This window comes from Massilia sp. METH4 (assembly GCF_037094685.1).
GTDB lineage: Bacteria > Pseudomonadota > Gammaproteobacteria > Burkholderiales > Burkholderiaceae_D > Rugamonas.
This window is the reverse complement of sequence record NZ_CP146614.1, coordinates 3,618,521-3,630,534: the sequence shown is the minus strand read 5'-3', so window position 1 is coordinate 3,630,534 and position 12,014 is coordinate 3,618,521. Positions and strand designations below refer to the sequence as shown.

Below are 12,014 nucleotides of genomic sequence, written 5' to 3'. Positions count from 1 at the left end.
GCGTTCAACTTACTTAGGAAAGCCCGATGTCCCAGGCCTCCTCCGCTGGCGCGGAACCGGAATTTGCCCTCACGAACTTCAAGGTGCGCGTGCTGCTGGTCGACGACCAGTTGCTCGTCGTGGAAGCGGTGCGCCGCATGCTGGCCGACCAGCCCGATATCGAGTTCCATTTCGTGACCGACGCGGCGACCGCGGTCGCCTGCGCGCAGCGCCTGCAACCCACCGTGATCCTGCAAGACCTCGTGATGCCGGGCTGGGATGGCTTCGACCTGATCCGCCGCTACCGCACCGAGCCGCAATTGGAACACGTGCCGGTGATCGTGCTGTCCGCGCGCGAAGAGGCAGCGTCGAAGGCCCATGGCTTCGCGGTGGGCGCCAACGACTACCTGGTGAAGCTGCCCGACCGGCTGGAACTGCTGGCTCGCGTGCGCTATCACTCGGGGGCCTACATCAGCCGGCTGCAGCGCGACGAAGCCTTCCGCTTCCTGCGTGAAAGCCAGAAACACCTGGCCGAGGCGAATATCGAACTGCAGAAGCTGGCGGCACTGGACAGCCTGACCGGCATCGCCAACCGCCGCCGCTTCGACGAACTGCTGCAGCACGAATGGCAGCGCAGCCAGCGCGAGCGCCGGCCGCTGTCGCTGCTGCTGTGCGATATCGATTGCTTCAAGGGGTACAACGATACGTTCGGCCATCTGGCGGGCGACCTGTGCCTGAAGAAGGCGGCCGCGGTGATGACGGCTTGCCTGAAGCGCCCCGCCGACCTGGCGGCGCGCTACGGCGGCGAGGAATTCGCGCTCGTGCTGCCCGATACCGATGAAGCCGGCGCGCGCAGCGTGGCCGAGGATTGCCTGCGCGCGCTTGCCGAACTGAACATCGAGAACCCGCAATCGCCGCACCGCGTGGTGACGATGTCCATCGGGGTCGCCACGCTGGTGCCGGTTGCCGCGAAATCGCCGTCCGATCTGCTGGAAAGTGCCGACCGGGCCCTGTACGCGGCCAAGGGCGGCGGCCGCCACCGGGCCGCCAGCGCCGGACCGCTCTGAGCTACACGAAGACGGGCTCGGGCTCGAGCAGCACGCCATAGCGCGCCTGGACGTCGGCCTGGATGGCCCGGGCCAGCCGCTGCACGTCGGCGCCAGTGGCCCCGCCATGATTCACCAGCACCAGCGCCTGCTTCGGGTAGACGCCGGCGGCGCCCAGGCGTTTTCCCTTCCAGCCGCACTGGTCGATCAACCAGCCGGCCGCCAGCTTTTCCGTGCCGTCGTCCTGCCGGTGGTGCACCAGCGCCGGGAAGCGCTCCAGCAACGCGGCACACTGCGCGGCACCGACGACCGGGTTCTTGAAGAAGCTGCCCGCGTTGCCGATCTCGGCCGGGTCCGGCAGCTTCCGGCGCCGGATGGCAATGACCGCATCGGCCACTTGGCGGGCGGAAGGCGCTGCAATGCCCCCTTCCGCCAGCGCATTGGCCAGCTCCGCGTAGCGCAGGCTTGGCCGCCATGCGCGCGGCAGCGCGAAGGTGACGTCATTGATGACCAGGTGCCGCCCTTCCGGATGCTTGAAGATGCTGTCGCGGTAGGCGAAGCGGCAGGCGGCGCCATCCAGGACGATGGTGGCACCGGTGGCCGGATCGAAGGCGGTCAGGCTGTGGAACACGTCCTTCGTTTCCAGGCCGTAGGCACCGATGTTCTGGATCGGCGCCGCGCCCACGGTGCCCGGAATCAGTGCCAGGTTTTCCAGCCCGCCCAGGCCTTGCGCCAGCGTCCACTCCACGAAGCCATGCCAGTTTTCCCCGGCCGCGGCGCGTACCAGCACGTGTTCAGCCGTTTCGCCCAGGATCTCTCGGCCCGTGTTCGCCATGTGGAGCACGAGGCCGTCGAAGTCCCCCGTGAGCAGCAGGTTGCTGCCGCCGCCCAGCACCAGCCGCGGCAGCGCGGCCAGGGCCGGATCGCCCAGGATGGTCGCCAGCTGGCCGGCGGACGTGATGCGAACGTAATGACGGGCGCGCGCATCGATGCCGAAGGTGTTCAGGTCGCGCAGGGAAAAATCGTGCTGGAGGGTCGGTTCGGAATACATGGCAGGCTGACGCATTTTCTCGATATTTAGTCGATTATAGAGTGGCACGATAAAAACGATCGAGCGTTCGCAGCGCGCGTCCGTTAAAATGTCGCATCATTTGCGCGGCATTACCGCGGGCAACAAGAAATTCGAAAGGAAACATCATGCCATCGTTTGACGTCGTATCCGAAGCGGACATGATCGAGGTGCGTAACGCCGTCGACCAGTCCAACAAGGAGATCACTACCCGTTTCGACTTCAAGGGCAGCGATGCGCGCGTGGAACAGAAGGAAAACGACCTGACCGCCTTCGCCGATTCGGAGTTCCAGCTGAACCAGGTGAAGGATGTGCTGACCAACAAGCTGGCCAAGCGCAAGGTCGACGTGCGCTTCCTCGATGAAGGCAAGGTCGAGAAGATCGGCGGCGACAAGGTCAAGCAGGTGATCAAGGTGAAGAACGGCCTGGACACCGAAACGGCGAAGAAGATCACGAAGATCATCAAGGAAAGCAAGATGAAGGTGCAGGCCAGCATCCAGGGCGAATCGGTGCGCGTCTCGGGCGCCAAGCGCGACGACCTGCAGGCCGCGATGGCGCTGCTGCGCAAGGAAGTGGCCGATACGCCGCTCGAATTCAACAACTTCCGCGATTGACCGGCGCGCCGGCCATTCCTGAGGATAGCAATGAAACGTGTTGATGATTTCCGCCTGCGGTTCGGCGACAAAGAATATGTGCCCATCATGATCGGCGGCATGGGCGTGGACATCTCCACGGCCGGGCTCGCGCTGGAAGCGGCACGCCTGGGGGGTATCGGCCATATCTCGGACGCGATGGTGGAAGACGTTTCCGACCGCCGCTTCGATACCACCTTCGTCAAGGAAAAGACCAAGCTCTACAAGTTCAACATCAACAACATGGACAAGGCGGTAGTGCAGTTCGACCTGAACCGCCTGGCCGAGGCGCAGCGCCTGCACATCGGCCGGACCATGGAAGCGAAGAAGGGGCCCGGCCTCATCTTCGTGAACTGCATGGAAAAGCTGACGATGAACGGCCCGCGCGAAACGCTGCGCGTGCGCCTGAACGCGGCGCTGGATGCGGGCATCGACGGCATCACGCTGTCCGCCGGCCTGCACTTCAACTCGTTCGGCCTGATGGCCGACCACCCGCGCTTCCGCGACGCCAAGCTGGGCATCATCGTGTCGTCCGTGCGCGCCCTGCAGATCTTCCTGCGCAAGAACGCCAAGCTCGATCGCCTGCCCGACTACGTGATCGTCGAAGGCCCGCTGGCCGGCGGCCACCTGGGCTTCGGCCTGGAAGACTGGCAGGACTACGACCTGCACACGATCGTGGCCGAGATCCTCGCCTACCTGAAGGGGGAACAGCTCGACATTCCGGTGATCGCCGCCGGCGGCATCTTCACGGGCAGCGACGCCGTATCCTTCCTGGAAATGGGCGCGGCCGGCGTGCAGGTGGCTACCCGCTTCACGATCACCAAGGAATGCGGCCTGCCGGACAAGGTAAAGCAGGAATACGCGAAAGCTTCCGAGGAAGACGTGATCGTCAACGGCATCTCGCCCACCGGCTACCCGATGCGCATGCTGCGCAATACGCCGGCGATCGGCACCAACACCCGCCCCGGTTGCGAATCGTACGGCTATCTGCTGGACGCGAACGGCAACTGCGCCTACATCAATTCGTACAACCGCGAAGTGATGGCGAACGGCGGCAGCGACAAGGGCGTGAAGGTGATGGACAAGACCTGCCTGTGCACGCACATGCGCAACTTCAACTGCTGGACCTGCGGCCACTACACGTACCGCCTGAAGGACACCACGCACAAGCTGGCCAACGGCGATTATCAACTGCTCACCGCGGAACACGTGTTCCGCGACTACCAGTTCAGCACCGACAATCGCATTGCCCTCCCGCCGCGCGAGGAGGCGGAAGCGGCGTGAGGCCTTACGCCACGAGGAAAACGGCGCGCTCCGCGAGGACCGCGCCGTTTTGATTTTTACGTTCAGTAACAAGGCGGCGGACAAATCGCGACACTCGGCGAAACTTTAACGACATCCGATCCCTAGAATGGGCCGTTCCATCATTTCAGGAACGACCATGCCCCTTTCCCTGCCGCGCCGCCGCGCCCTGCTCTCCACCCTTTCCCTGGCCGTGCTGGCCGCCTGCGGCGGCGGAGGCTCGTCCGAACCCGGACCGCGCGAGGGCGGGGAGCCGCCGCCCCCACCCCCGCCACCGGTGCAGTACGCATTGTCCGGCGCGGCGATCACCAAGGTGCGCGCGCACGACGGCGCATGGGCGGCGCTGGCGGAAACCCAGAAAGTGGCCGCGCTGACGCGGCCGGAGCGCCGCCTGCTGTTCGCCCGGAGCGCCGGCGTGCCCGTCACATACACGCCGCCGGAAGGCTGGTCGCTGCTCGATTTCACGCAGCATCCCTCGCTCGAGGTGTCGGCGGTCATCGGTACCGACCATGCGGTGCGCCTGCTGCGCTTCGACGCGCGGGGCACCCTGCTGCGCGAGCAGGGGTTCACCGATCCGGTTGCGCCGCACGATCCCTACATGGACGATCCGATCCACGTGCGTGACCCGAACTCCATGCTGCCGTACGTGACGCGCGACGCGGCGCGCCTGGCCGCGTTCGGCGAGGATGCGGTGCTGGCCCTGCGTACCGGCAAGGATGCGGTGGTCGCCTATCGATTCGCCCATGGGCCCGCCGGATTCACCCAACGCTGGCGCACGCTCGTCGAGCCAGGCGTTCAGCTGGGCATCGCCGCCATCGTCGGTGGCGGCTTCGATCCTTTCCAGTCGCTGTCCAATCCCGCCCACGTGCGCCTGGACGTAAGCGACACCGGCCGCATCGCCATCGCCGTGCAGAGCGACCGGACGAACCTGATCGAAGGCCATGCGCGCCATTTCAACGAAACGCTGCCCGCGAACCTCGCTTATGGCCTGTTCGTGACGGAGCTGGATGCCGCCGGCACGCGCATCGGCACGCGGGTGGTCCCGATGGCGGTGCGGCCCGAGGTGCACGCCGTGCGCTGGGTCGGCGGCACGATCGCGGTGGCGGGACGGCAGCGCACCGCCGCGGCGGCGGACGGCAGCGGCTGGGATGCCTACGTGGCGCTGCTCAAGCCCGGCCAGTCGCCGGCAGTGCAGGTGATCGATGTCGACCGCTGCGACATCGTGTTCGACCTGCTGCCGCTCGGCCAGGGCCGCATGCTCGCGGCGGGCGCCACCGGCTACACGCAAAACCCGGCCGGCGCCAGCATCTCGGAAACGGCGCAGCCGCTGCTGGCCGTGCTCGACGCGAATGGCGGCGTGCAGCAACGCCTGCCCTTCACGGCAGGGGCGCGCCAGAACCAGGTGCGCTCGCTGGCCGCTTGGAACGGCGGCTGGCTGGCCGGCGGCCTGGTCAACGGCCCCGGCACGCATTCAGGCGATGCCGACCCGTCGCTGATCTTTGCCGACGGCTACGTGCGCGAAGGGAGGATGTAGCCGCCGACCTTGCCGCGTATCGCCCGGCAGGTCGTCTGGCTACCACTTGACGGGCGCGCCCGGATACAGCCGTTCGAGGACCTGCCGCGTGATCCCGGCCAGGAGCTCGGTGGCGGGGCCGATGTCCCGCTCGTCCTGCTCGCGCAGCGTGCGCCACAGCGTCGCGACATCCGGCTCGCGCACGGCCACGGCCTGCTCCACTTCGTCCTGCCAGAATGCCGGCGCCTCGCTTTCCACGAAGTTGCCACGCCCGCGGCCGAAGTGCGCGACGGCGAGATAGCGCAGCACGTTCGTGACCAGCAGCGTGCGCAGGAATTCATCCGACAGCGTGATCGACGGGGTGTTGCGGTCGGTGCCGGCATTGAAGCCCCAGGCCGCGCCGGCGAAGGTGAGCGCGCCGATCACGCCGCCCAGCAGCGCACCGGTGCCGAGCGTGAGCCCCCCGGCGGCCAGGTCGGCCGACAGCCCGGTGGCGGCGCCGGAGACGATCGCGCCCAGCAGCGCCGCCTGCCCCTTCTCGACCGGCGCCTTCACGACGAAGTTGTTGCTGACGCGGGCATTGATCGTGGTGGCCGCACTGGCGTCGAGGCGATGCAGCGACAGCAGGTTGACGGTGGCTTGGCCGATGCCGAGATTCAGGCGCGCGACCAGGGTGTTCATGGCGCGCTCCTGGCGCCTGCGATCGTCGCCCTTGCCGATGCCGACCAGCTTCAGCGCCGAACCCAGCATGCCCTTGTCGGCGGTTTCCACCAGTTGGCGGTCGCGCGACGCATCGTGCAACTGCTGCGCGAGCACGGCCATCGACTGGTGGAAGCGCTGCGCGTTCTGCGCATCCCACGTGGCCAGCAGCCGCCCGTGCGCCGGCCGTTTTTCCTCCGGCACGAGGCGGCCGAGCGCTTCGTAGAACACGCGTTCGTGCACCCAGCAGCGGGCGAACGCGTCAAGCGGCAGCACGTCGCGCACCGCCGCGTACTGGCGCATGTGCTCGCGCCAGCGCAGTTGCTCGGCCTGTTCGTCCGGCGCCGGGCGTGGCGGGCCCATCTGGTTCAGCAGCACGAGCACGGGCTTGCCGAGCCATTCCAGGATGCGCATCTCGGAAGGCAGGTAGCCCGCATCCTCGGGACGCTCGGCGGAGTTGACGAGGTAGAGCACGATGTCGGCATCGTCGCGCGCGGCGCGCAAGGCTTGCTGGCTGAGCCAGAACGGCCGGTCGCGGTAACGGTCGATCACCTCTCGCAGGAACCAGCCGATCGGATTGCCCGACATGGCCAGGCGCTTCATCAGCCGCACCGAGTCGCCAAATCCGGGGGTATCCCACAACACCAGCCGGTCGCCTTGTTCGGTGGCTTGCAGGGTGTGGGCTTCGGAAAGGGCCGTCACGTGCGCCGCGTCGCGCACCTCGCCCACGTCCATGCCCAGCAGCGTGCGCGCCAGCGTGGTCTTGCCGTTATTGGTATGGGAAATCAGCGCCAGCTGGATCGTTTCGCTCATGCGCCCTCCCCTTTCACCGCGACCAGCGGCGCGAGCAGGTTGACGACGGTGGGTTCGGCGCCGTGGAAGACACAGAATTCTCGCCACAGTTCGGTGCGCTCGCGTACGCGCTGCGGGTCCGGCGTGCGCGTGCTGAATGCCGATTCGTCGAGCAGCACGACGGCGCGCCCGCCCAGCGCTTCGACGGCGCGCGCGATGAAGGCGCCGTGGTTTTCCTTTTCCGGCGTGGCGGCAAGACTGAACAGCAGCGCCGTCGACGTGACGCCCGGGGCGCGCGGATCGATCTCGCGCAGCGTGGCGGCCGGCTCGGCGTCATACGCCACCGCGGCCAGCAAGCGCACGCGGGCACGCTCGCCCAGCAATTGCGCAGCCACGGCCTCGAGGCCGCGGCTGCGCGCCTCGTCCACCGAATAACTGTACGGCAGCACGCGCAGCGTGCCCGGCTCGCCGCCGGCCGCGTCGTCAAGCTGGCGGAAGTACGGCTGCTCCAGGTCGAGCGGGAAGCGGCGCTTGTGGAACGAGGCCTGCGCCGCCGCGAAGGCAGTGAAGACGAGCCGCGGCAGCACGACCAGCAGCAGGATGGTCCCCGCGTACAGGTGCACCCAGCGGGCGCCGTCCGCCGCCGTGGCCGGTGCACCGGCGGCAAAATGCAGCGCCTGCACGTCGGCCATCGAGAAACCCTGCAGCCCGAACACGGTGATCGCGGGCCAGAACAGGACGGACAGGAGCTGGTGCACCTGGGCCGCATCCAGGAACGTGCTTTCCCAGCCGGCGCCGTATTGGGCCAGCATGCCGCGGGCATACAGCGACGCCATTGCGCCGACGGCGAACAGGGCGGCCGACAGGTGGATCGTGCGGGACAGCCGCGCGCCGTTCAGCCGGCTGCTCAGCTGGGCCCATTCGGCCATGAACGCATACAGTCCCGACGACAGCGCGTGCGGCATCTTGCGCGGCATGGCGCCCTTGCCTACCGAGAGGTGGCGGATCCAGGCGGCGCGCACACGCGTGGTGCCGGCCTTCGGGATGCACAGCCAGACGAGCATCACGACATAGACGAGCAGGTTCCAGGCAATGATCGCCAGCAGCGGTGCCGACAGCAGGTCGACGCGGTGTGGGTCGGTGATGCGATCCAGTCCGGCGCCCAGCACCAGCGCCAGCAGCGGCAGCAGCCACGCGGTGGCGTGCAGGCCGGGCGTGCGCTTGGCGAACGCGGCAAAGGCCGGGTGTCGCTGCGACAGCTTCTTGATGATCTGCTCGGAACGCTGCTGCAGGAAATGCTCGGAGGTGGCGGGGGCCTTCGTTTCCGAAGCCTGCCATTGCGCCAGCTCGCGGGCGGTGCGGTTGGCATAGCGGCGGTCGTCGTCGCTGAGGATTTCGCGCTTCTGGTCGGTCGTTTCGATCGCTCGCACCAGGACCACGCTGCGGGCCAGCTCTTCGTTCATGGGCGTCCTTTATTGTTGAAATCGGATTGTAACGCCCCAGGCGCGCGGCAGCCGTCCGCACACCGGTGTACGCTTGCAGCGTGTCGTGCACACCGACGGAGGCGCCATGGCCATGACCCTGTCATCGATTTTCGTGGACGGCGGCGACATCCCGCCCATCCATACCTGCGACGGGGCCGACTCGCCGCCGCCGCTGGCCTGGTCCGAGCTGCCGGCCGGCACGAAGAGCCTGGCGCTGGTCGTCGACGATCCCGACGCGCCCGACCCGGCCGCTCCGCAGCGTACCTGGGTGCACTGGGTGCTGTACAACCTGCCGCCGGATGCGGGGCGGCTGGCGGGAGGCTCCAGCCGGCAACTTCCCGCCGGCACCGTGTCCGGCAAGAACGACTGGGGCAATGCCGCATATGGCGGGCCCTGCCCGCCCATCGGCCGCCACCGCTACTTCTTCAAGCTGTATGCGCTGGACGCGACGCTGCCCGGCCTTGGCACTCCGACCAAGGCCGAGCTGGAACGGGCCATGCAGGGCCACGTGCTGGCACAAGCCCAGCTGATGGGCATGTACCAGCGCAACCCTCGCGCCTGATCAGCGCTGCTGGATCTTGTCCGTGCGCTGGCTGCCGGCGTCGGACGGCGCCTCGCCGGGGTTGCCCTGGCGCTGCTGGTTGTTCGCCGCGCCGGACTGCCGGTTGCCCGACGGCCCGGTCGGCGACTCCTGCGAACCGGCATGCTGCTTCTGTTCCAGGCCGCCATAGCCGGACTGGCGGGGGGCCGCGTCGCGGTCCTCGTCGGCGCGGGCCTCTTCGCGTATTGCCTTCTGGCGTGCGCTCCACCCTGCCTGCTGGGCGCCTTCGCCGCCCCGGCTGCTGCCGACGTTCTCATCCACTGAGCCCTGCAGCGAGCTGCGGTCGCGCAGGGAGCCGCCCTGCTGCTCTTCCGATGCGGACTGCACGTTCGCACCGCCCTTCTGCACCGCGCCGGGGGCCACGCCCTGCAGGCTGCCCTCGGCCACCGTGTTCTGGTCCTTCGTGGTTTGTGAACGGACGCGCTTGTCGTCCGAGCTGCCTTTCTTCGACATGATGAGCTCCTCCTGTGACGACGCCGCCGGGCGTCAACAGGGCGATCATGCGCTTGCGCCTCCCATGGCTGTATCGGCGCAGCCTGTGCAGGCATGTAGGACATGCCTTACCTCGTTGCCGGCTCCCGCTCAGGCGTGAACCACCTGCACGCGCCAGCACGCCGCATGCTCCCGTTCGATGTGGAAGCGTACCGGCAGGAAGCGCGCGATCACGTCCGCGTGCGTGACGACGTGATCGGAAACAGTCGGGCAGGTGAAGCTGCCGCCGCCCGCCAGCGCCAGCGGCAGCATCAGCTGGTCCGCGAGGTGTTCGCCGACCGCGGCGCCGCTGTCCAGGTAGCGGCGCGCACCGGCGATCGCCAGTCCGGCCACGTCTTCCGCCGTCACAAAGCGTTCACCGAAGCCGGCGACCACCTCGGTCACGTTGGCATGCTCGAAGGTCAGCAACAGCACATTGCCGGGGCCCTGCTCCGCCGGCAGGCCGCGGTTGCGCAGCTGGGTACCGGGCCAGCCGAACGCCGCGCCGACCGCCGCGAGCTCGCGTTGCGCGATACTGCCGCGCACGCCGGCCACGAACGCTTCCGCCCACGCCTCGCGGAGCTCGCCGCGCTCGACCAGATCGAGCGGTTGCAGCGCCCGCGCCGGCGAGATGGAGGCGGTGAGCGCACCGCCGCCCGCTGGACAGAAGCCGAAGCGCTCGAGCTCCACGCTTACCTCGGCCCCCATCCGCCTGAGCAGGGGTACATAGGATCGCTGGATGAAGTGCGCGGGCGGCGCCAGCGGGTTGTGCGTGCCGCCGCTGACGCGCACGACCGAAGGCGCATCCGCATGCAGCAAGGCGGGCAGCACCGTTTGCAGCAGCAGCGTGCAACTGCCGGCCGACCCGATCGCAAAGCTGTAGTCGCCGCCACGGATCGTGCCAGGCACGAAGCGCAGCGCCGTGGAGCCGGGTTCCGCGCCTTCGACATGGGCACCGCAGACCGCGCGGCGGCACGCACGGCGGCAAGATGCTGCCGCATCAGGCCGGGGCGCGGCCGTTTACCGCGCACGTTCACGATCTTGAACGGCGTGCCCGTGATCATGGCCAGCGCGAGCGCGCTGCGCAATATCTGGCCGCCACCCGCCGCGCCATCCAGTTCGATCATGCTGCCTTGCATTCCTTCTCCTGCCTTCATCCTTTCACGCACACGATCTGCTTGAGCGTGTGCACCACTTCCACCAGGTCGCGTTGCGCATGCATGACCGCGTCGATGTCCTTGTAGGCCATCGGAATCTCATCGACCACGTCCGCATCCTTGCGGCACTCCACCCCTTCGGTAGCCAGTACGTGGTCCGCCACCGTGAAACGCCGCTTCGCCTCGGCCCGGCTCATCGTGCGGCCGGCGCCATGGCTGCAGCTGTCGAAGCTGTCCGGGTTGCCCTTGCCGCGCACGATGAAGCTCTTCGCGCCCATCGAACCCGGGATGATACCGAGCTCGCCCGACTTTGCCGACACCGCGCCCTTGCGGGTGACCATCACGTCCTGCCCGAAGTGCCGCTCCTTCTGCACGTAGTTGTGGTGGCAGTTGACCGCCTCCACGTGGGTCTCGAACGGCTTGGCGATCACCGTGCGCACGGCGGCGATCAGGTTCACCATCATCACCTCGCGGTTCTTGCGGGCGAATTCCTGCGCCCAGCCCACCGCCTCCACATAGTCCGCATAGTGCTCGGTGCCTTCGGCCAGGTAGGCCAGGTCCTGGTCCGGCGGGTTGATGAAGTGGCGCCGCATGTCTTCCTTCGCCAGCTCGATGAAGAAGGTGCCGATCGTGTTGCCCACGCCGCGCGAGCCGGAATGCAGCATGAACCAGACGAAGCCCGCCTCGTCGAGATATACCTCGACGAAGTGGTTCCCGCTGCCCAGCGTACCCAGGTGGCGGTGGTTATTCGATTGCCGCAGCCGCGGATTCTTTTCGCACAGTGCGTCGAAGCCATCCTTCAGCGTGGCCCAGGCCGCGTCGACGGCCGACGGCGGAGTATGCCAGGAACCCTGGTCGCGGCCCCGGAAACCGCGCGTCTTCGGCGACATGCCGTGCGGGATCGCCCGCTCGATCGCGCTGCGCAGGGCGGACAGGCTGTCCGGCAGGTCGTTCGCGATCAGGGTGGTTTTCGCGGCCATCATGCCGCAGCCGATGTCCACGCCCACGGCCGCCGGGATGATCGCCCCCAGCGTGGGCACCACCGAACCGATCGTCGAGCCCTTGCCGAGATGGACGTCGGGCATCACGGCGATGTGCTTGTAGATGAACGGCATGCGTGCCGTGTTGGCGAGCTGTGCCCGCGCTGATTCTTCGACCGGCACGCCCTTCGTCCACATCTTCACGTGGCTGCCCCCTTCGACCTGCATGACTTCATAGTTTTGCTTGTTCATATTGTTCTCTCTTGTAAAAAAAACGATGACGAGAGGG

At 67.6% G+C, this 12,014-nt stretch carries 10 protein-coding genes and 1 pseudogene; 5 read left to right on the top strand and 6 right to left on the bottom strand.

From position 1 onward, the window contains the following. Window positions 1-26 precede the first annotated feature (26 nt). Complete coding sequence (locus V6Z91_RS15900; RefSeq protein ID WP_338758544.1) at window positions 27-1,046, top strand: diguanylate cyclase; 1,020 nt, start codon at window positions 27-29, stop codon at window positions 1,044-1,046. 1 nt (window position 1,047) lies between these two features. Here the strand turns inward: V6Z91_RS15900 and murB are convergent, their stop codons facing one another. After that, window positions 1,048-2,076, bottom strand: coding sequence for a UDP-N-acetylmuramate dehydrogenase (gene murB, locus V6Z91_RS15895; protein WP_338771879.1), 1,029 nt, complete (start codon window positions 2,074-2,076; stop codon window positions 1,048-1,050). 146 nt (window positions 2,077-2,222) lie between these two features. Here murB and V6Z91_RS15890 point away from each other — a divergent pair, with 146 nt between their 5' ends. The 3 genes from V6Z91_RS15890 to V6Z91_RS15880 all read left to right on the top strand — a co-directional run bounded on the left by V6Z91_RS15890 (window position 2,223) and on the right by V6Z91_RS15880 (window position 5,562). Beyond that, on the top strand, window positions 2,223-2,708 hold the full coding sequence (locus V6Z91_RS15890; RefSeq protein ID WP_338758543.1) for a YajQ family cyclic di-GMP-binding protein: 486 nt from the start codon (window positions 2,223-2,225) through the stop codon (window positions 2,706-2,708). A 30-nt stretch (window positions 2,709-2,738) separates the two neighbouring features. Further along, the gene (locus tag V6Z91_RS15885) at window positions 2,739-4,010 is read left to right on the top strand and encodes a nitronate monooxygenase (protein ID WP_338758542.1); all 1,272 of its coding nucleotides are present in this window, start codon (window positions 2,739-2,741) and stop codon (window positions 4,008-4,010) included. Between the two features lie 157 nt (window positions 4,011-4,167). Next, entirely contained in the window at window positions 4,168-5,562 is a 1,395-nt protein-coding gene (locus V6Z91_RS15880) for a hypothetical protein (RefSeq protein ID WP_338758541.1), read from the top strand. A 39-nt stretch (window positions 5,563-5,601) separates the two neighbouring features. On the opposite strand, the gene V6Z91_RS15875 is transcribed toward V6Z91_RS15880, so the two are convergent. After that, complete coding sequence (locus V6Z91_RS15875) at window positions 5,602-7,053, bottom strand: DUF3482 domain-containing protein (protein WP_338758539.1); 1,452 nt, start codon at window positions 7,051-7,053, stop codon at window positions 5,602-5,604. Next, complete coding sequence (locus V6Z91_RS15870) at window positions 7,050-8,495, bottom strand: DUF2868 domain-containing protein (protein WP_338758537.1); 1,446 nt, start codon at window positions 8,493-8,495, stop codon at window positions 7,050-7,052. Before V6Z91_RS15870 ends, V6Z91_RS15875 begins: the two co-directional genes overlap by 4 nt. Before the next feature lie 106 nt (window positions 8,496-8,601). Here V6Z91_RS15870 and V6Z91_RS15865 point away from each other — a divergent pair, with 106 nt between their 5' ends. After that, a complete protein-coding gene (locus tag V6Z91_RS15865; RefSeq protein ID WP_338758535.1) occupies window positions 8,602-9,078 on the top strand; it encodes a YbhB/YbcL family Raf kinase inhibitor-like protein in 477 nt (158 codons plus the stop codon). On the opposite strand, the gene V6Z91_RS15860 is transcribed toward V6Z91_RS15865, so the two are convergent. From V6Z91_RS15860 to V6Z91_RS15850, 3 genes and pseudogenes are all read right to left on the bottom strand, one after another. Next, window positions 9,079-9,570: a hypothetical protein gene (locus V6Z91_RS15860; protein ID WP_338758534.1), complete on the bottom strand. Its 492-nt coding sequence runs from the start codon at window positions 9,568-9,570 to the stop codon at window positions 9,079-9,081. Window positions 9,571-9,699: 129 nt separating this feature from the next. Then, window positions 9,700-10,715 (bottom strand): annotated as a pseudogene (gene rtcA / locus V6Z91_RS15855) (RNA 3'-terminal phosphate cyclase). 26 nt (window positions 10,716-10,741) lie between these two features. Then, on the bottom strand, window positions 10,742-11,977 hold the full coding sequence (locus V6Z91_RS15850) for an RtcB family protein (RefSeq protein WP_338758532.1): 1,236 nt from the start codon (window positions 11,975-11,977) through the stop codon (window positions 10,742-10,744). Window positions 11,978-12,014: the final 37 nt, after the last annotated feature.

What these genes read in the sequence shown, in the direction of transcription:
- V6Z91_RS15900 (WP_338758544.1), top strand. Translation starts at nt 27, where the DNA reads ATGTCCCAGGCCTCCTCCGCTGGCGCGGAACCGGAATTTGCCCTCACG.
- murB (WP_338771879.1), bottom strand. Translation starts at nt 2,076, where the DNA reads ATGTATTCCGAACCGACCCTCCAGCACGATTTTTCCCTGCGCGACCTG.
- V6Z91_RS15890 (WP_338758543.1), top strand. Translation starts at nt 2,223, where the DNA reads ATGCCATCGTTTGACGTCGTATCCGAAGCGGACATGATCGAGGTGCGT.
- V6Z91_RS15885 (WP_338758542.1), top strand. Translation starts at nt 2,739, where the DNA reads ATGAAACGTGTTGATGATTTCCGCCTGCGGTTCGGCGACAAAGAATAT.
- V6Z91_RS15880 (WP_338758541.1), top strand. Translation starts at nt 4,168, where the DNA reads ATGCCCCTTTCCCTGCCGCGCCGCCGCGCCCTGCTCTCCACCCTTTCC.
- V6Z91_RS15875 (WP_338758539.1), bottom strand. Translation starts at nt 7,053, where the DNA reads ATGAGCGAAACGATCCAGCTGGCGCTGATTTCCCATACCAATAACGGC.
- V6Z91_RS15870 (WP_338758537.1), bottom strand. Translation starts at nt 8,495, where the DNA reads ATGAACGAAGAGCTGGCCCGCAGCGTGGTCCTGGTGCGAGCGATCGAA.
- V6Z91_RS15865 (WP_338758535.1), top strand. Translation starts at nt 8,602, where the DNA reads ATGGCCATGACCCTGTCATCGATTTTCGTGGACGGCGGCGACATCCCG.
- V6Z91_RS15860 (WP_338758534.1), bottom strand. Translation starts at nt 9,570, where the DNA reads ATGTCGAAGAAAGGCAGCTCGGACGACAAGCGCGTCCGTTCACAAACC.
- V6Z91_RS15850 (WP_338758532.1), bottom strand. Translation starts at nt 11,977, where the DNA reads ATGAACAAGCAAAACTATGAAGTCATGCAGGTCGAAGGGGGCAGCCAC.